Annotated in this window: 16 protein-coding genes and 2 pseudogenes; 7 read left to right on the forward strand and 11 right to left on the reverse strand. The window is 62.8% G+C overall.

From position 1 onward, the window contains the following. Positions 1–856 precede the first annotated feature (856 nt). The gene (locus GSQ79_RS29740) at positions 857–1,171 is read left to right on the forward strand and encodes an amidohydrolase family protein (protein ID WP_246725483.1); all 315 of its coding nucleotides are present in this window, start codon (positions 857–859) and stop codon (positions 1,169–1,171) included. A gap of 324 nt (positions 1,172–1,495) precedes the next feature. Here the strand turns inward: GSQ79_RS29740 and GSQ79_RS21150 are convergent, their stop codons facing one another. Both GSQ79_RS21150 and GSQ79_RS21155 read right to left on the reverse strand, forming a co-directional pair. Continuing rightward, on the reverse strand, positions 1,496–2,368 hold the full coding sequence (locus tag GSQ79_RS21150) for a nitrilase-related carbon-nitrogen hydrolase (protein ID WP_158810819.1): 873 nt from the start codon (positions 2,366–2,368) through the stop codon (positions 1,496–1,498). A gap of 526 nt (positions 2,369–2,894) precedes the next feature. Then, positions 2,895–5,060, reverse strand: coding sequence for a N,N-dimethylformamidase beta subunit family domain-containing protein (locus GSQ79_RS21155; RefSeq protein ID WP_158810771.1), 2,166 nt, complete (start codon positions 5,058–5,060; stop codon positions 2,895–2,897). A gap of 231 nt (positions 5,061–5,291) precedes the next feature. Between GSQ79_RS21155 and GSQ79_RS29745 the strand changes: the two are divergent. Beyond that, positions 5,292–5,597 (forward strand): annotated as a pseudogene (locus tag GSQ79_RS29745) (chromate transporter); the annotation flags it as partial. A gap of 37 nt (positions 5,598–5,634) precedes the next feature. On the opposite strand, the gene GSQ79_RS29750 reads toward GSQ79_RS29745, so the two are convergent. Further along, a complete protein-coding gene (locus tag GSQ79_RS29750) occupies positions 5,635–6,111 on the reverse strand; it encodes a hypothetical protein (RefSeq protein ID WP_246725486.1) in 477 nt (158 codons plus the stop codon). A 282-nt stretch (positions 6,112–6,393) separates the two neighbouring features. On the opposite strand from GSQ79_RS29750, the gene GSQ79_RS21165 reads away from it, so the two are divergent. From GSQ79_RS21165 to GSQ79_RS21175, 3 genes are read left to right on the forward strand one after another with little or no spacing between them, the layout of a single operon-like run. Next, complete coding sequence (locus GSQ79_RS21165) at positions 6,394–8,115, forward strand: NAD(P)H-dependent oxidoreductase subunit E (RefSeq protein WP_158810773.1); 1,722 nt, start codon at positions 6,394–6,396, stop codon at positions 8,113–8,115. Then, positions 8,112–10,880 (forward strand): formate dehydrogenase subunit alpha, encoded by a 2,769-nt coding sequence (gene fdhF, locus GSQ79_RS21170; protein WP_158810774.1) that lies wholly within the window; start codon positions 8,112–8,114, stop codon positions 10,878–10,880. Before GSQ79_RS21165 ends, fdhF begins: the two co-directional genes overlap by 4 nt. Before the next feature lie 35 nt (positions 10,881–10,915). Next, on the forward strand, positions 10,916–11,089 hold the full coding sequence (locus GSQ79_RS21175) for a hypothetical protein (protein WP_158810775.1): 174 nt from the start codon (positions 10,916–10,918) through the stop codon (positions 11,087–11,089). A 486-nt stretch (positions 11,090–11,575) separates the two neighbouring features. Here GSQ79_RS21175 and GSQ79_RS21180 read toward each other — a convergent pair whose 3' ends face one another. The 7 genes from GSQ79_RS21180 to GSQ79_RS21210 form a co-directional block, all read right to left on the reverse strand. Beyond that, positions 11,576–12,745 carry a HAMP domain-containing sensor histidine kinase gene (locus GSQ79_RS21180; RefSeq protein WP_158810776.1) on the reverse strand — a complete coding sequence of 390 codons (1,170 nt, stop codon included), beginning with the start codon at positions 12,743–12,745 and terminating at the stop codon, positions 11,576–11,578. Further along, positions 12,742–13,437, reverse strand: coding sequence for a response regulator (locus tag GSQ79_RS21185; protein WP_158810777.1), 696 nt, complete (start codon positions 13,435–13,437; stop codon positions 12,742–12,744). The genes GSQ79_RS21180 and GSQ79_RS21185 overlap by 4 nt, the downstream gene beginning before the upstream one ends. Positions 13,438–13,454: 17 nt before the next feature. Continuing rightward, complete coding sequence (locus tag GSQ79_RS21190; protein ID WP_158810778.1) at positions 13,455–13,793, reverse strand: hypothetical protein; 339 nt, start codon at positions 13,791–13,793, stop codon at positions 13,455–13,457. A 120-nt stretch (positions 13,794–13,913) separates the two neighbouring features. After that, on the reverse strand, positions 13,914–14,489 hold the full coding sequence (locus GSQ79_RS21195; RefSeq protein ID WP_158810779.1) for a Spy/CpxP family protein refolding chaperone: 576 nt from the start codon (positions 14,487–14,489) through the stop codon (positions 13,914–13,916). 357 nt (positions 14,490–14,846) lie between these two features. Next, positions 14,847–15,218, reverse strand: coding sequence for a hypothetical protein (locus GSQ79_RS21200; protein ID WP_158810780.1), 372 nt, complete (start codon positions 15,216–15,218; stop codon positions 14,847–14,849). Between the two features lie 367 nt (positions 15,219–15,585). After that, on the reverse strand, positions 15,586–15,831 hold the full coding sequence (locus GSQ79_RS21205; RefSeq protein ID WP_158810781.1) for a hypothetical protein: 246 nt from the start codon (positions 15,829–15,831) through the stop codon (positions 15,586–15,588). A gap of 2 nt (positions 15,832–15,833) precedes the next feature. Continuing rightward, the gene (locus GSQ79_RS21210; protein ID WP_158810782.1) at positions 15,834–16,061 is read right to left on the reverse strand and encodes a hypothetical protein; all 228 of its coding nucleotides are present in this window, start codon (positions 16,059–16,061) and stop codon (positions 15,834–15,836) included. A gap of 2 nt (positions 16,062–16,063) precedes the next feature. Between GSQ79_RS21210 and GSQ79_RS21215 the strand changes: the two genes are divergently transcribed. Next, positions 16,064–16,240 carry a hypothetical protein gene (locus GSQ79_RS21215; RefSeq protein ID WP_158810783.1) on the forward strand — a complete coding sequence of 59 codons (177 nt, stop codon included), beginning with the start codon at positions 16,064–16,066 and terminating at the stop codon, positions 16,238–16,240. Positions 16,241–16,263: 23 nt separating this feature from the next. Beyond that, a pseudogene (locus GSQ79_RS21220) lies at positions 16,264–16,523 on the forward strand (integrase core domain-containing protein); the annotation flags it as partial. Positions 16,524–16,642: 119 nt separating this feature from the next. Here the strand turns inward: GSQ79_RS21220 and GSQ79_RS21225 are convergent. Next, positions 16,643–16,900 carry a hypothetical protein gene (locus GSQ79_RS21225; protein WP_158810785.1) on the reverse strand — a complete coding sequence of 86 codons (258 nt, stop codon included), beginning with the start codon at positions 16,898–16,900 and terminating at the stop codon, positions 16,643–16,645. Positions 16,901–17,793 lie beyond the last annotated feature (893 nt).

The raw sequence follows: 17,793 nt of genomic DNA on the forward strand, positions 1-17,793 counted from the left end.
GAACACACTCACTCACGTTCGAGTCATCGCCGGTGCCAACGATGTGTGCATCCCCTAGTCTATTTACGGGGGGGAGCCGAATGGGTAAATCGCAAATCCAGCTGATGGCTGCCTTGGCGATTGGATACGAGCTCGAAGAAGACCTTCCTACCCTCAACGCGACGCCGGCAGGGCTTATTGAAGCAGCTCTGACGTTCAACGATTGCATCCTTCCCATCAATGAAATTGGGACGGCACGCGGGAAAAGGACCGATAAACATCAGGTGATCCAAGGATCGACATATGCTTTGACGAGCGGAAAGCATGTCATACGCCACTCGTCTTGGAGTGAAGCAAACTCAAGCGCGACCTCCTTTAAGACGCTGCCCATCCTTTCGTCCGAGTACTCTCCCGACGAGTGGGCCGCCATGGGTGGCGAGATCCGGGACCCTGGCGAGACGGCTCGCTTGATCGGCGTTCCTGCTAATTCCAAACAGCATTTCTCGATTTTCGATACGTTTCCAGATTTGGAGCCTGGTCAACGTCGAGAAGACTGGGTTGGAGAGCAGTTCACTGCCCTACGCGTAGGGCTACCTCTGCAACGAGGGATCGCATTTTCGGCGTTTCTAAATGCTCGCCGATCTTCGAAAGTGCGGCGAAGCTCGGGATGCCGATCCTGCTTCACCCGCGAACGCCCCCGACGGCGGTACGCTCGGCTTATTATTCGGGCTTCACGCCCGACGTGGAGGCGGCATTCGCGCATTACGGCCTTGGCTGGCACTATGATGCGGGGATCCAATTCCTCCGCCTCCTGCTGGCCGGCTCATTTGATCGCTTGCCTGATCTTTAGCTGATCTTGGGCCATTGGGGCGAGGTCGTGCTCTTCTATGCCGAATGCCTTGCAGTCATGGACCGCGTGTCGCGGCTGGAGCAGCCGATCGCAACCTATCTGCGCCGCAACCTCTACGTTACCGCCAGCGGCATGTTCTCGCCCCGCTATCTAGCGCAGGCCGCAGCGATCGTGGGACCCGACCGGCTGCTATTCTCGACGGATTACCCTTACCAATATCGACCGGGCGGCGATCCGCGGCGGTTCCTCGCGGACTGTGGACTGGACGAGGCCGATAAAGCCGGCTTCGCGCATGGTAATTGGCTTCGGCTGACCCAGGGCGGCGCCGCCGACCGTGTCTGATTCCGGCCCGGTACCAACAACCTCGCGGGAAATAGCGGCAGCAAGCCTTCCTTTTTCAGATGACGGCATGAGGGTGCGTCCGACATAGGCGAGCAAATCCTCTGCGTCCGCTTTCTGGATCTACATTGGTCGCCCGGAACGGCAACCTCGGGCGTGTAGCCGTCCGGCTGCTTCCGGCATGTTATGACAGAAAGCGGAGCGGCAGCTTGGGATTCATTCGACGTATAAAGCAGCGTTCAAGACCGAGTCACGACGAGGCTAATGCTACGGTCTCGGCGGCAAGAATGGTTTTGCATGCATCGAGGTAAGAGGCGACAAGTGCGATTATTCCGCCAAGCAAAGCGGAGCATAGAGATCCGGCCGCCGCGTCCGGAAGATGCCCCAATCCTTTCGGTACAGCGCAATCTCATCCATATCGAAGGACTTGACCATAATCTGTGACGTTGCCTCGTCCGCCTCCGCGGCCTTCGTGCCAATATGGTCGACGATCAACGAGCCGCCGTAGAACTGTGTTTGCCCCGAAATACCGTGCTCCGCGCCGATACGGTTGGAGGCGGCAAGGATCATGATGTTGGCACCTGCATGGCCCTGCATGACCTGCTGCCAGTGTACCTTCGAGTTCTTGAACCGGCTTTGGGTCGGTTCGATTGGCCAGCCGATTGCGGTTGGGTAGAGCAGAACTTCGGCGCCCTTTAAAGCCATAGCGCGGGCGGCCTCCGGAAACCATTGGTCCCAACAGATCGCCGCGCCGAGCCGGGCGAACTTGGTTTCGAAGACCATGAACCCGGTATCTCCAGGTTCGAAGTAGAACGCTTCCTCATAGTCTGGAAAATCGGGGATATGGCTCTTGCGATAGACGCCGAGGATCTCACCGTCCGCGTCGATCATGGCGAGCGAGTTGAAGTGCCTGTCACCATCGCGCTCAAAGAAGGACACGGGGATCACGACGTTGAGCTTGCGCGCCAGGACCCGCATCGCTTGGATGGCCGGGTTGGCTGCGACGGTCGTCGCCTCCTTGAGAAAGGCCTTGTTCTTGTCGATGCAAAAATAGGGCGTCTCGAACAACTCCTGTAGCAAAACTACCTGAGCGCCCTGCCCAGCCGCTTCCTCCACCATGGCGGCAGCGCGCTGGATGTTCGCGTCGCGATCCCATGAGCAGGCCATTTGCGTGACCGCGATCGAGAGTATCCGTGCCACGCCAGCTCCCACATCGATCATCCCAAGCCGTTTGATACTGAAGGAAGCGCGATGGCACAAGTGAACGCGCTCGGACGGGTGTATTTACAAGATTCCCAAGCTGCGCTCGCAGCTTGGGAAGCCCTCGGTCCGACACCGGCGACGGACAAATACTGACGACAGGAACGTAACGACGCAATCATGCGCATTCATTAGCGGAGACGATGCAGTATCTCGGCTGCGGCTTAAGCAGAAGCTGCCCAGACCGCCGGGTATGATCAGGAGAATTCTGTCCACATTGCCTTGACGCCTGTACAGCGTAGATCCCGTGCCGCTTGGGACTTTGGGCATCGCGACGTCATTAATTGAAGGAGTTGGCGATCCGTCTGCCGTGTTAACTTCACCAACGGCGACACTGCCCAGGCGGACTGTTGCTCCCTCGTTATGTTCGTGCGCAAATTTGCCTGACGAAAGGCTCAAGTCGCACATTGCTTTCTAATGCAAGATTTGCCAGGGCGCGGGGCACTCGTCAGCGACTGCAATCCCATCATGCTTGCGCCGCGTCGCTCAACAAAAACGGCCCCGGCGCGGCAAATGCTTGAAGCACGTTAGCGGTCAGCCGTGACAGGGCGTTGTCGCAATCGTTCCAGGCCAGCGCTCCGCCGTAAGTTATAGAGCCGACAGAAAACACGCCGCCGCCACCCATGCGGGCAAACAGGACGATGTCGGCGCGAATTACTTCGGGGCGTTGCGCCCCGCCCTGGTGCGGCAGGGACAGGGTCAAATCTTCGATGACCAACTGGTATTCGTTTCCGAGGCCGGTCGAGGTCGCAAGCACTAAAGCGTCGACAGGGCTCCCCAGTGCTATGTCGTAGCGGTCGACTTCGTCGCCGACGGCACCGCCCAGCACGTGACCGTAATCGCCGACGACATCTGTCTCGACGCCGTCGAAGAAGCGCGTAGCCATGGGCGAATAACTCGCCGGCAGCCGCTTGTAGCCGCAGCCCTGGGACCAACCCTCGGAGGCGAAGCCAACGCCGAGCATCTTGTTCGGCGCCCGGCCGCGGGTCCGCCAGATGCCGCCGGCCTCGCATGTGGCGACATGGGTGCGCTCGCCGTACGGAGCGTCCCAGCAGCGGGTGCCGCTATTGTCGCGCCGCACCTCGATGACCCATGGCCGCTCGGCGAAGCGACTGGTGACCCAATAAAATCCGTTGCCACCGAGATACATGATGCGGCCGCCGTCGCCTAAATAGGCGTCGAGCGTGTCGAGGCCGCTGCGGGACCAGTATTCGGGATGCGAGCCGGTCACGACCACCGCATAGCGGTCAAGCAGGCCACGGCCCTTGTGCTCGAGGTCTTCGTCGGTGGCGACGTGGTAGGGCAGCCCGACATGCTCAAGCCATTCGACGATGTACATGTCGACAGGAAAATGCCTGTACGAACCCGTCAGCCAGTTGGGAAAGCCGGGCCTCACGTTGACAAGCGGCCGGCGGCGGCTCGAATAGCGCACCGGCGTGCCGTCGGCGTGTGTGTCGTAGCATGATCGGCCGGGCTCGCGGTGGGCGAACAAATACTCTTCGTCAGCCGGCACCACCTTATCGTGCGGCATCACCGAGGAAAAATCTAGCGAGGCGAGGTGGTCGTTGCCATAGGCGAGATAGGTGTTTGTCGGCACAAGAAATAGGATAGGCGCCGTGGCGTCGCTGGCGGCGCAGACGAATAGCGGGATGTGACTGCTGGCGCCGTCCGCGTCGAGTTGCACCGCATAAACGCCGCTCTCCAGAGTCTTCGGCAGGTCGAAACTAAGGTCATAGGCCCAGCCGGCGTCGACCATGTCGTCGTCATGGAATTGCAGCGCGGTATAATGGGCCGGGCTCTCGATAAACGAGTCGCTGGTGCCGTCCCAGGCGCGGCCGGTGACGCCGCGTTCGACACCGTTGAAAAGGTGCCCCGGCGCGGCGCCGGTCAGCGAGGCGATGGTTTCGGAGGCGTAGTCTGCCGCCAGCTCCCAGGCGGCCCACGGTGAGGTGGAGGGGGCGAGACCCCGACCGACTGCGTCGATGTCGGCTGGCGTGAAAGGACCTACGTAGAGCGCAGGGGAATCGATCTTACCGTTGAAGGCGGCGATTGGCCCGGTTGCAGCGACACCGCTGGCGGCAAGCATGAAGGTTTGGGAGGACACCACCAGAGAGCAGGGCGCGGTGATCGCGGTGTGCCGTGGGCGCTTGTCGACGATGGCCAAGGTGAGCGTGGCGTCGGTGCCGTCTAGCGTGACCGTCACTGCTGACCAAGTGCGTGTGATCACAGGTTTTGCGAGGCCAACCAATGTCGTGGCGCCGTCGCGAAGCTGTAGGGTACCGTCGGCGATCACCAGGGCAAGGCGGCCGACGCTCCAGACGGCTTGTGGCGTCGCATGCTTCGGCAGCGTCGGCCAGATCCAGCAGTGGATCGTCGTCGCGCCGGTAGGCGCGGCAGGCACCGGCAGGGTCGCGTAGGAGCCGACCGCCGTGGTTTGTAGTCGCCCGGCAAAATTTTTATCGAGCACATCCGGGCAGGCGCGCGTGCGGCCCACAGATTGGCCATCGCGCGCCGGTCCCGACAGCAGCCGGACCAGGGTTGCGTGGACTTGCCGGTGCGCAGTGCTGACCGCCATCCGCACGGTTTCGCCTGGAGCTCGCGACCACTCTTCGAAATACGCTTGGATATTCATTAACACATCCTGATCACGGGGGTTGATGGCACACAGCATCATTCATGCTAGACGTAGGGCTTCCGCGCATCATCGGAAGTTATCTCACTGCTTGGAGTGATTTTCTGTTCCTGCGCTCAGTCAATTGCTTGTACTCAAAGCATCCTGCGCATTTGGCTTCGATCCTCCGACTCACGCTGAGACAGCGACTGTGACCTCGATCGCGAGCGCCTTACGCCCCCGCTCCAGCAGTTGAATGAGGCGGTCGTTATCATCCGCAGCACCTCAGGTCCGGTCGGCCTTTACATCGTGAGAGTCGGCTACTTCGTCGCCGGGATCCCGGGCGCCATAGCAGGCTGGCTGGCGATGATAACGCCTGCCATGCTTGTCATTCCTCTGATCGCCTTCGCCGGGCGCCGGATCGAACTTCCACACCTCAAGGGCGCTCTCCAGGCCGTGGTGATCGCCAGCGTCGGGCTGCTCCTCGCGGCCGCCATCCCACTCGCCCGGCAGGCGCTCACCGACCCCATCACGATCGCGATTGCAATCGTCGGCCTCGGCCTGCTGCTCCTGACAAAGCTTGATACGCTATGGATCATCCTGGGCGCATCGATCGTGACCGTGACGAGCGCGTCGCGGAATGGTCACCCACCTTCCCGCGTAGCGATGGAGGTGACGGCTGCAGCGACAGGACCAGCTCGTCCAGTTCATCCGTGCCCGCAGTGCCGGTGGCACACGAATGGGCGAAGGCCCGATGGAAGCGCTTCAGTCGCTCGGCCACCTGCAGCAGATCGAGGTCCGGTTGCGGCGTCATCTGGTCGAACGGCGGCGATGCCAGCCTCCTTGCCAGCGCCTGGTAGCCCGCGTTCTCGAACACCCGAAGAAACAGCCGGTCGTAGATGAGGCGGAAGGACAAGCGCCTTTCGCCAGGCGTCAGCCGGATCTCTGCGATCGTCGACAGGTTGTCGCCCAGCAGCCAGAGCTGTTCGGCGGTCCGTTCGTAATCGGGCACGCAACAGAGAAGTACAAGGATCGCATTGTTGACGGACTGCACCAGGCCGTCGATGGCCATCCCCGCTCGCTCTCGAGTATATTCCATGATTGATCTTTGACGCTCCGTCCGAATGCTCGATCTGGCGCTGATCTCGATCTTGCTATGGTGCTTCTTTGAAGTCCAGCATGACAATAGCTGAATCGCATCCCGTGATAGGAAACTCCTATCCCTGCGTCAGTTGGCGATAATTAACTTGATCGCGACGTCTTTATCGCAAAGGTAGCCCCAAAGCGGCGCCTCTAAACGCGTCTGGTGCCGACATGGGATCCATGGCCGGCGCGATAATCCAAGGGAAGAGGCATGTCAGGTACGTCCGGCAGCGATCACCGCGTGGTCACGGCTTTCGAGCATCCCGGCGAAGGCCGCAAGCGCGCCAAGTCCACCCCAAAGGGGCGGCAGGTCGATCCGCAAGCCCTGACAGAGGTCGAAGCCCTGCTTGATGGCCGATCTTACCAACGCGATCTTCTGATCGAACACCTGCACCTGATCCAGGACTACTATCACCAGATCTCGGCCGCTCATCTTGCGGCGCTGGCCGACCTCATGAAGCTCAGCTTCGCCGAGGTGTTCGAGACGGCGACATTCTACGCCCACTTCGACGTCGTGAAGGAGGGCGATTCCTCCATTCCGCCGCTGACGATCCGCGTCTGCGAGTCGATCACCTGTGCGATGCTCGGCGCCGAGAAACTCTTCCACGAGCTGACGGCGACCGCCGGTCCGCAAGTCAGAGTTGTTCGCGCACCATGCGTCGGCCGCTGCGACACTGCACCCGTCGCTGAGGTTGGTCATCACTTCGTAGACAATGCGACGGCGGAGGCAGTCCTGGCAGCTTCGGCCGCCGGCGACACCCACGCCCACGTGCCGGACTATATCGGCTATGACGCCTACAAGGCCGACGGCGGTTACCGGCTCCTGGAGCATCTTCGCTCCGGCTCGACAACGCCGGACGCGATCATCGATGCGCTCGACGGCGGCGGCCTTCGCGGTCTCGGCGGCGCCGGTTTCCCGACCGCCCGCAAGTGGAAGAGCGTGCGCGGCATGCCGGGCCCGCGCCTGATGGCGATCAACGGCGACGAAGGCGAGCCCGGCACCTTCAAGGACCGCTTCTACCTCGAACATGATCCGCATCGCTTCATCGAGGGTATGCTGATCGGGGCCGCGGTGGTCGAAGCGACCGACGTCTACATCTACCTCCGCGACGAATATCCCGCCGCGCGAACGATCCTGGAAACCGAGATCCCGAAACTGCCGCCGGGCGGCCCGGTGATCCACCTGCGGCGTGGCGCCGGCGCCTACATCTGCGGTGAAGAAAGCTCGCTGATCGAGAGCCTGGAAGGCAAGCGTGGCCTGCCGCGCCACAAGCCGCCGTTCCCCTTCCAAGTCGGCCTGTTCGGCCGCCCGACCCTCATCAACAATGTCGAGACCGTCTATTGGGTGCGCGACATCGTCGAGAAGGGTGGCGAGTGGTGGAAGGCGCAGGGCCGAAACGGCAGCGTCGGGCTGCGGTCGTACTCTGTCTCCGGCCGCGTCAAGAACCCCGGCGTCAAGCTCACGCCATCAGGTCTGACGATTAGGGAGCTGATCGAAGAATACTGCGGCGGCATGCAGGATGGGCACGCATTCCACGCTTACCTGCCGGGCGGTGCTTCGGGCGGCATCCTGCCGGCCCACATGGATGACATCCCGCTCGATTTCGGGAAGCTGGAGCAATACGGCTGCTTCATCGGGTCGGCCGCCGTGGTCGTCATGTCCGACCACGACGACGTGAAGGACGCTGCGCTCAACCTGACGAAGTTCTTCGAGGACGAGAGCTGTGGCCAGTGCACGCCATGCCGGTCCGGAACGCAGAAGGCGGTCATGCTGATGCAGGGCGGTCTGTGGAACCGTCCGCTACTCACCGAACTCGCCAAGTGCATGCGCGACGCGTCGATCTGCGGTCTTGGCCAAGCGGCCTCGAACCCGATCAATTCCGTGATGACCTATTTTCCGGAAGAATTCCCCGCAGCGGAGGCCGCCGAATGAGCGATCCGATCCAATTCGAACTCGACGGCGCCATCGTCGAAGCGGCCGAAGGTGAATCGATCTGGCAGGTCGCCAAGCGCCAGGGCAACGAGATCCCGCATCTCTGCTACCTGCCGGAGCCAGGCTACCGCGCGGACGGCAATTGCCGCGCCTGCATGGTTGAGATCGAAGGCGAGCGGGTGCTCGCGGCCTCGTGCAAGCGCATGCCGGCTGCCGGCATGAAGGTGAACACCGCCACCGACCGCGCGGTGACCGCACGCCGGATGGTGATGGAGCTTCTGGTCTCCGACCAGCCGGAGCGGCAGACGTCGCACGACCCGGATTCGAAGTTCTGGCATTGGGCTGACGCGCAGGCGGTGACGGAAAGCCGTTTTCCTGCCGCGCCACGCTGGACAGGCGATGCAAGCCACCCCGCGATGCGGGTGAACCTCGATGCCTGCATACAGTGCGGCCTGTGCGTGCGCGGATGCCGCGAGGTCCAGGTCAACGACGTCATCGGCATGGCCTACCGCAACCACGACGCCAAGATCGTCTTCGATTTTGACGATCCGATGGGATCGTCCACCTGCGTCGCCTGCGGCGAATGCGTGCAAGCCTGTCCGACGGGCGCGCTGATGCCGGCCGCGTACCTCGACGAGCATCAGACCCGCACTGTTTATCCCGATCGCGAAGTCGCCTCGCTCTGCCCGTTCTGCGGCGTCGGTTGCCAAGTGAACTACCAGGTCAAGGACAACCGCATCGTTTACGCCGAGGGCCGCAACGGCCCGGCGAACGAAAACCGCCTCTGCGTGAAGGGTCGCTTCGGCTTTGACTACATCCACCATCCCCACCGCCTGACGGTGCCGCTGATCCGTCGCGAGGATGCGCCGAAGGCGTGGGACAGCGAGGTCGATCCTGCCAACCCCTTCACCCACTTTCGAGAGGCGACCTGGGATGAGGCTCTCGACTTCGCCGCCAAGGGGCTCGTGAAGATCCGTGACGAGAAGGGGCCCAAGGCGCTCGCCGGCTTCGGTTCGGCCAAGGGGTCGAACGAGGAAGCCTACCTTTTCCAGAAGCTGGTCCGCACGGGCTTCGAGTCGAACAACGTCGATCACTGCACGCGCCTCTGCCATGCCTCGTCAGTCGCCGCGCTGATGGAAGGCCTGAACTCGGGCGCCGTCTCCGCGCCCTTCGCCGCGGCCGCCGACGCCGAGGTGATCATCGTCATCGGCGCGAATCCGACGGTGAACCATCCCGTTGCGGCGACCTTCATCAAGCAGGCGGCGAAGAACGGCTCCAAGCTGATCATCATGGACCCACGCCGTCAGGTCCTGTCCCGCCACGCCTACCAGCACCTCGCGTTCAAGCCGGGCAGCGACGTCGCCATGCTGAACGCGATGATTCATACGATCATCACCGAAGGCCTGACCGACGACCAGTACATCGCCGGCTACACCGAAGGCTTCGAGGAGCTGAAGGCGAAGACGGCGGACTTCACACCGGAGGCGATGGCCCCGCTCTGCGGCATCGACGCCGAGACGCTACGCGACGTCGCGCGGACCTACGCTACGGCGCGCTCGGCCATCATCTTCTGGGGCATGGGCATCAGCCAGCATGTCCACGGCACGGACAACTCCCGCTGCCTGATCGCGCTCGCGCTCATCACCGGCCAGATCGGCCGCCCCGGCACCGGCCTGCACCCGCTGCGCGGCCAGAACAACGTCCAGGGCGCATCCGACGCCGGCCTGATCCCGATGTTCCTGCCGGACTACCAGCCGATCGGGCGCGCGGATTTCCGCGAGGTCTTCGAGGAAGCCTGGCAGCAGAAGCTCGATCCCGTCCCGGGTCTGACGGTCGTCGAGATCATGCGAGCGATCCACGACGGCACGATCAACGGCATGTTCGTCCAGGGCGAGAACCCGGCGATGTCGGATCCCGACCTGCACCATGCCCGCTCGGCATTGGCCATGCTCGACCACCTCGTCGTGCAGGACTTGTTCATGACCGAAACTGCGTTCCATGCCGACGTCGTGCTGCCGGCCTCCGCCTTCGCGGAGAAGGTCGGCACTTTCACCAACACCGATCGCCGCGTGCAGATCTCGCGCGAGGTCGTGCCTCCGCCGGGACAGGCCAAGCAGGACCTCTGGATCATCCAGGAGATCGGCAAGCGCATGGGGCTCGACTGGCCTTACGAGCATGTGAGCGAGGTCTTCGACGAGATGGCGTCGCTGATGCCCTCGCTGAAGAACATTACCTGGGAACGATTGGAGCGGGAGGGCGCGGTCACCTATCCCGTGGACAACGCCGCGGCACCTGGCAACGAGATCATCTTCACGACAGGCTTCCCGACGGCCAACGGTCGAGGCAAGATCGTGCCGGCGCGCGTGCTGCCGCCGGCGGAAGTGCCCGACGACGAGTATCCGATGATCCTGTCGACGGGCCGGGTGCTGGAACATTGGCACACGGGTTCGATGACCCGCCGCGCCCATGTGCTCGACTCGATCGAGCCGGAGGCGGTCGCCTTCCTGTCGCCGCGCGACCTGCGCCGGCTGCATCTCTTCCCCGGCGACATGATGAGGCTCGAAACGCGGCGCGGCGCGGTGGAGATCAAGGTCCGCTCAGATCGCGACGTGCCGGAGAACATGATCTTCATGCCGTTCTGCTACGCCGAGGCCGCCGCGAACTTGCTGACAAACCCCGCGCTCGACCCTTTCGGCAAGATCCCAGAGTTCAAGTTCTGCGCGGCGCGGGTCACCCGTGCCGACATGCAGCAGGCTGCCGAGTAAGCCGGGCGGCTGGATCGCAGGATAGGACAAAAAACATGGGTAACCTGGACGGACGCATCGAGCAGGACAAGGGGCCGTCGCCCGAAGCCATGGGCGGCACTAAGGACGGTCCGACCGGCACGGAGACGACGAAGGCTCCGGAAAAAACCGAAGATACGGATCGGAAGCCGGCGAAGAAAACGGACGTCCTCCACGGCGGCGAGCAATAAGTTCGCGATCTCAAGATATGCCCGCCGCATTGCCTGGCGTCTCTAGCGGCCTGAACGATTGCGTGGGCAATACAGGTTGCCTAGAGGAGGCCGTGCTGTCGCGGTGCCGCCTCAACCGCCCCACCGTCGTGTCGGCCCTCCTTTTCGCCCGTCGCGACGATCTTCATCATGGCCTCAGGTAGGGGCCGTTGAAGCGCCGAGGCCTCAGCCCATGGCGCTCGTAGCCAGACGTCCCATTCCTCCGCCGTCGTGAGTAGCACCGGCATGGCCTTGGGATGCACCGGGCCAACGACGCCGTTCGCGTTGGTCGTAGGGAATCCGTCGAACTGATGCTAGCCCTCGATCAGGTTCTTCATCGTCCCTCCCATGCGTGCCGTGCCAAGTCGTCGAGATCCCGGCAAAGGCGAACAGCGGTCGACCGTCGTCGAGCGCGAACCAAGTTGGCCGTCTTCGGCTTGGTCTGCGCTTGATCGCAACCGGATGGGATCAATCGGCCAATAAAAAAACCACAAACCGGCTGCCACCGCCATCGGTCGTGCCGCAGGTCACGTGACCGCCGTGATGCGCCGCGATTTGCTGAACGAGGGCAAGGCCGAGGCCCCATCCGCCAGCGGCTTCGCTGCGGCCGGCAGGTCTATAGAAAGGCTCGAAGATGCGGGCACGCTCCGCCTCCGGGATGCCTGGACCGCCGTCAGACACGGTGATGCGTGCCTCGCCCATCTCCCGCGCGACGGTGACGCCGATCGGCGGCTCACCATGCTTCAAGCCATTCTCCAGCAGATTGCGAAAGAGGCGGCGCAGCAGGACAGGGTCGCCGGCGACGTCGACCGATTTGCCGTCGACCGTCACGCCGACCCGGGCGGCTTCTTCAGCAACCAGGCCTAGAATGTCGACGGTCTCCAGCGGCCGTCGGGCTGCGCCGGGATGGTCAAGCCGGCTGGATAGCAGGATCTCGTCAACCAGTTGATCGACTTCGGCGAGGTTCCGGATAATCTCGGCCTGCGTCGCCTCGGCGGGATTGTGCAACCAGAGTTCGATGGCGATCCGAAGTCGGGCAAGTGGCGATCGCAACTCGTGTCCGGCATTGGCAAGCAGGGTCTTGTGGGACGCCAAAAGCGCCTCAAGCCGCGCCGCCGCGGTGTTGAAGGCGCGCGCCACCAGTGCGACTTCGTCGCTGCCGGTCTCATCGACCCGCGCCGCAAGATCGCCCGCGCCCCAGCGCGCCGCGCCGAAGCGCAGCGCCTCGAGGCTGCGGGTCAGCCGCGCCGTGACGGGGAAGGCTGCGAGGCCGATGCCGCCCGCAACGATCAGCATCACGGTCAGGATCATCATCGCGCCGGACGGCGGCCGCAGCCGGGTCAGAACGATGCGGCCGTCGGGCAGGTCGACCCGCAGGAGACGACGGCGCGTCCAACGTGATTCAATCCCACCCGGGTCAAGCGCGATCGGATTTCCTCGCTCGGCTAACAGGGCGCCGGTAGGCGCGTATACAGAGACATCCCGGTCCACCGCGGGCGCGGGGGTGGCCTCGCTCCACCCGTGCTGGGTCTCGCCCAGGAACCACCAAAAGCAGCCCATCACCAGAGCCACGGTGACGAGGCTGGCGAGAAGGGTGAGATAGATCTTCCAGAACAGCCGGCGGCGTATGAGGATCATGGCTCGTCCTGCGTCTTGGCGAAGACGTAGCCGCTACCGCGGATGGTGATGATCCGTCGGGGATGTTTGGGATTGTCCTCGATTGCCGAGCGGATACGCGACACGTGGACATCGATGGAACGGTCGAAGGCCTCGAGGTCGCCGCCTTTGACAAGGTCGAGCAGCCGGTCGCGGTTCAGAACCCGGCCGGCATTCTCGGCAAGCGCGACGAGGATGTCGAATTGATAGCTGGTCAAACTCTTGTCGTCGTCGACGCGGGCCGTGCGCGAGCCACGGTCGATCTGCAGCCGGCCAAAGCGCAGCACCGTTGGCTCGGACACAGTCATGCTTTTCTGACGGCGCAGGATCGCGCGGATCCGCGCCAGTAGAACCCGCGGGTTGAAAGGTTTCGACAGATAGTCGTCGGCGCCGATCTCAAGGCCGACGATCCGATCCGTGTCCTCGCCGCGCGCGGTGAGCATCAACACCGGAACCGCCGACCGCGCGCGGATGCGACGGCAGACTTCGAACCCGTCGAGATCCGGCAGCATCAGATCGAGGATCACGGCATCGAAGGCGGTCCGGGCGATCGCCTCCAACCCGGAGGCGGCGGTCAAGCACCTCTCGGTGACGAAGCCGGCCTCGGCAAGATAGTCGCCGACCATGGCGGCAAGGCGCGCATCGTCGTCGATGATGAGGAGGCGATCCGTCACTTTGGTTTGCGATCCCTTCAGCCGTTGTCTGTCGTGCCTTTGGACGACTGATCCTGGTCAAAGTCGAGAGGATGACGGTTATCGAAGGGGAGGTATAGCGGGTGCGCCGACGCTGCACCCGCGGGGTCGAGCCGGGTCATCGCATCGATCCTGTCGGTGAGTAGCGCGCGCTGTTCGGGCGAAAGGCGATTTAAGGCGTCGGCAAGGTCGCGTGCGCTGGTTTTGACGTGGGCATCCATCGGGATCCTGGTGAGGATCTTTGGCGCCAGCGCATGACTCTCGCGGGTGTTCGCGCCTTGCGCAAAGGCGATCGGCATCACGGCGAGCAGCGTCAGAACGAAACCGAATTGTTGCATGTCAGATCCTTCTCTCTGGCAGTCGAGCCGCGCCACCGCTCGACTTAAGGCAGCGGCGACGCGGGCTGTGGTTTGGACCCGTCGAACGGCTGATGCCGCGGGATGGGGACCGATCCCGACTCAATCCGGGGCTTTGCCGCCGTGCGGCGCATCGTCCGGCTCGTGGTCCATGAAGGGTGGCCGCCCATCCATCGGACCATGCTTGGCCATGGCTTCGACATTCTCGGTCAGCTTGATCCGCTGGTCCGGCGTGAGCGTTTCCGCTGCATCAATCGCCGCCGCGACGATCGTCTTCGACATGGTGTCGAATTTCGCGACCTGCTCGACGCGGACTTTTTCGATGGCGCCTCTGTCGATCAACGGGGCGCGCATCAGGTCGAGCACCTGATTGCGCAGAGCATCGCGCTGCCCGTCCTTTGGCTGCATGCTGGCAAAGGTCGTCGCGATGAGGTCGTGGATTTTCGCTTCTTGTGCCGTCGTGGCGCCGACGGCGTCGAGTTCGTGCAGGGCGATGCGTTGAACGAATTCGAGACGCGCGCCGTGTCCCCAGCCAGCATGATGGTAGGCCGTGGCCGCTGCGATGCCGGTCACGCCGGCGGCAAGAGCGACGGCCGCCACGCCCACGGTCAGTCGCCTGCGCCACGTGCGACGGGGCGGGATATTAGGTGCAAGATCTGTGGTGTCGATGCTGGTCATGATCGTCTCCCGCGACACCTGGCTGGCGTCGCCTTCGAGACGATTAATAGGACCGCAACGTTTCGCTCAGACCCGGCAAATGTAAAGATTTATGAAGCCGCTTCAGGTTTCGAAGAAGGCGCACCGCCAAACTGCGGCGGCCCCGGCATGCCCCAACGCATCATCGTCAGATCGCGCTCGCCGTCGGCAGCGCGGCGCACGATCGGCGCGGGTATTCGGTGAAGACACCCGGCATCGGCGGCAGGTTGCTTGTCAGGTCGCGAAGAGCTGGCGCATCGCATCCTGGCTGCGGGTGATGGAGTACAGATTACATATCTCGAACGTATAGCTGGGCCACCATCAACGCATATAGATCCATTACGGGACAGCGCGCAGTGCGTCGTCAGATGTCCAAAAGCAATCCGGTTGATCCGCGTCTTCGAATGCCTCGTCCATCGCGTTGCGGTAGCCAACGCTTGCCAGACAAGAAAAATGGCGATCCTCTTTCCGCCGCACCACGATCACGACTTGATCGGCCTTGAACCATTTGCATTGCGCTACTGGGGCAGCGGCCTTGTCCGGGTCGTGGCTTGCCAGCTGTGGCCGCCCGCCGGGCGCCTCTTGCTTCGGGCCAGCCAGCGCCTGCTTAAAATCGTCGCAGGCAAAGGCTGTTTTTCTTAAACGTTCCTGCGATCTCGTCACGTCAGAAGACGTCAGAATGAGGGTGGCCGCACATATGGTCACAGACACCAAACGGCATCGGGAAGCCCAAGCTGTTTCCATTTCCCATGCCTTTGCTAATCGACGCGCGGATGGATGGTCTGCGGTTCAAGGGCTATGGCGATGCGATCTCACCAACCGTGTTCTCCGCACCGACGAGTGTCGTCGAGCGATGCCAATCAAAGTAGAGGGTCGCGCTGGCGACCGTAAGGACGGCGAGTATGATGAACTTCTGCCGCGGTGCGCGGTCACGATGTATCGGCAAGGAAGGCCTAAACGTCATGCCATATCCTCAAAGTTGCTGTCGCTGCAGCAACTAGGGCCATGCTTCCATGGAGGCCGCGTCACCTGATTGAGTGAGGAAATCGCCAGAACAGCGAAATCATTCGGATCGGTGCTAGTCGACCAGCCTCTTGAAACTGGAGTGCCGTAGCTCGCCGGCCGTTGTGACGTAGCGGTAGGCGATCTCGGCCTGCAGATCAGGCCGCACCCATCGGGCGCCCTTCGTCTTCAGCCCCGCCACAGCGCATTTCGGCGTCACGATCGCGTCGAGCTTGGACCCCAGCATCGTCGCGACTGCATCGCTGAAGCCCGTCCCGACCGCGCCGACATAGACAAGCTTCGTCCCGTCTAACCGGGCCACCTTCAGGATCCCAGCGCGCCGCGGACGGCCCCTGACGTCGGCTGATAGCCGATGATCACGAAGGCCTCGGACAGGACGCTCTTGGTCTTCAGCCAAGTCTTTGAGTGGCCGGAGCGATATGGCGCGTCGAGCCGCTTCGAAACGATGCCCTCTAGCTCGTGCTCGCAGGCAACGCGGAACAGGTCGGCGCCAGAGCCGGCGTATTCGTCGCTGAACGCGACGGCGCTCAACGGTGCATCAGCAGGCCGATCATCTCGCGACGGTCCCCGAGCGGTTTGGTGCGGAGATCCTCTCCATCGAGAAACGGGAGGTCTCGAAGGCATTCATCACAGCCGCCTCGGACCCGTGGCTCTCGAAAGTCTGTCTGAAGAGAGCGGAGATCATCGACGGGCGAGCCGTCAAGCTGTAGAGCCTGAATTGATAATGCCTCGGAGTGACAACGGATCGGCCTACAAAAGCCACGCCTTCCGTGGCCTGCTGAAACACGAAGGCCTTCGCCACGTCCGCACGCGCCCCTACACACCGCGGACCAACGGCAAGGCCGAACGCTTCATCCAGACCTTGATTCGCGAATGGGTCTATGCCACCGCGTATCGCTCATCGAGCGAGCGAACCGAAGCCATGATGCCCTGGATCGACGGCTACAATACACCCGCCCTCACTCAGCCCTCGACCGCCAAACACCCCGGTAAAGAGTGAACAACCTTCTTGGCAACGGCACCTAGCCATTAGGAATGCATCGCTCCGCCACGCGCCGGAGCGATGCATTCGCCTGATGGTCGGCGAGCAGCGGTTGTTCGATGCGGCCCGCTTAGTCCGCCCTCAACCCGATGAATCTCGAGCACGCTACGGCCGCCACATCCACGGCATCCTCGTCGCTCATCATCCCGCCGCCAGCCTGCATCCGCTTACCGGCGACGCTGGCGACGATCTTCGCGAGCTTCGACTTCGCTGCCTCGTCGAGGTCGACTTCGGGACCGAGGTCTTCCTGCGCGAGGAGGAAGGCGCGTTTCAGGAAGATGGCCTCCTGGGACGCGAAGACTCCGCCTTCTTCGAAGTTCGTGTCCATTGTCGATCCCCCGATCCACCACCGCAATAAAGATACCGTAGTGGGGGTATCACAAGTCCGACTTGGGGCCACCAACCATCGGGCTCCGATGCACCACGCGGGCGCAGGGGACATGGATGATCCGGCCAACGACGATACGAGGCATCGACCATGGGGGTCTCGCTGTACCCGACATCGAAGCGGCCACGGCCTTCTTTCAGGCGGCACCCGGGTCGAAATGATCTACAAGACGTTTGGACGCGATCAGGATCCGCAAGGCGGTGTGGGCACCGAGGCTCGCCTCGGCCTCGCCGACGGCTCGATGATCGTCACGATACGAATGCTTCGCATCGCGAACGGCCCTGCTATCGAACTATTCGAGATCGAGGCTGCCGACCAGCATCCACCTGCGAGCGCAAGCGACCTCGGCTGGCATCATGCCGCCGGCCGAGCGCGGCGCCGCAATCAGCTACGAAGGCATAATTTTAAGCCCTTATCGAGTTCGTGAGCTACCCGCCGCAGCAGCCCCACACGGAAGCTACGGCGCTTCGTCTTTGGAAACCGGCTCTACAATAGCGGGCGGACGTCCGATTCCGGCGGCGCGCGGACATGCCTTAAGTTGCTTATGACGGAGCGCGTCGGCAAGACCGTTGGATCTGGACCGCTTAGGGTTTTGCTCACACAAGAGGTGCACGATCGGTGAAGTTTCAGCGATCGGGTGCCGTCCGTGAACTTGAATCGGAAAAGGGCCAGGGCCTTCGTGATGACCCACAGGTTCAGGTTCATCGACTTCTCCTCGGTGGCGGCGGCCTCGCTCTTCGCCCTCTACCTGGGGCTGGCGTTCAACATCTTCTCCGACGCACCGAACGAGCCGCGGAAGGCGGAGACCCTGGAGCTCGACGAGCTTCTGCTGG

It is taken from the genome of Beijerinckia sp. L45 (genome assembly GCF_009765775.1).
GTDB lineage: Bacteria > Pseudomonadota > Alphaproteobacteria > Rhizobiales > Beijerinckiaceae > RH-AL1.

Excerpts from the sequence above, each read along its gene's own strand:
- GSQ79_RS21155 (WP_158810771.1), bottom strand. The coding sequence starts at position 5,060 with ATGAATATCCAAGCGTATTTCGAAGAGTGGTCGCGAGCTCCAGGCGAA.
- GSQ79_RS29750 (WP_246725486.1), bottom strand. The coding sequence starts at position 6,111 with ATGGCCATCGACGGCCTGGTGCAGTCCGTCAACAATGCGATCCTTGTA.
- GSQ79_RS21165 (WP_158810773.1), top strand. The coding sequence starts at position 6,394 with ATGTCAGGTACGTCCGGCAGCGATCACCGCGTGGTCACGGCTTTCGAG.
- fdhF (WP_158810774.1), top strand. The coding sequence starts at position 8,112 with ATGAGCGATCCGATCCAATTCGAACTCGACGGCGCCATCGTCGAAGCG.
- GSQ79_RS21175 (WP_158810775.1), top strand. The coding sequence starts at position 10,916 with ATGGGTAACCTGGACGGACGCATCGAGCAGGACAAGGGGCCGTCGCCC.
- GSQ79_RS21180 (WP_158810776.1), bottom strand. The coding sequence starts at position 12,745 with ATGATCCTCATACGCCGCCGGCTGTTCTGGAAGATCTATCTCACCCTT.
- GSQ79_RS21190 (WP_158810778.1), bottom strand. The coding sequence starts at position 13,793 with ATGCAACAATTCGGTTTCGTTCTGACGCTGCTCGCCGTGATGCCGATC.
- GSQ79_RS21195 (WP_158810779.1), bottom strand. The coding sequence starts at position 14,489 with ATGACCAGCATCGACACCACAGATCTTGCACCTAATATCCCGCCCCGT.
- GSQ79_RS21225 (WP_158810785.1), bottom strand. The coding sequence starts at position 16,900 with ATGGACACGAACTTCGAAGAAGGCGGAGTCTTCGCGTCCCAGGAGGCC.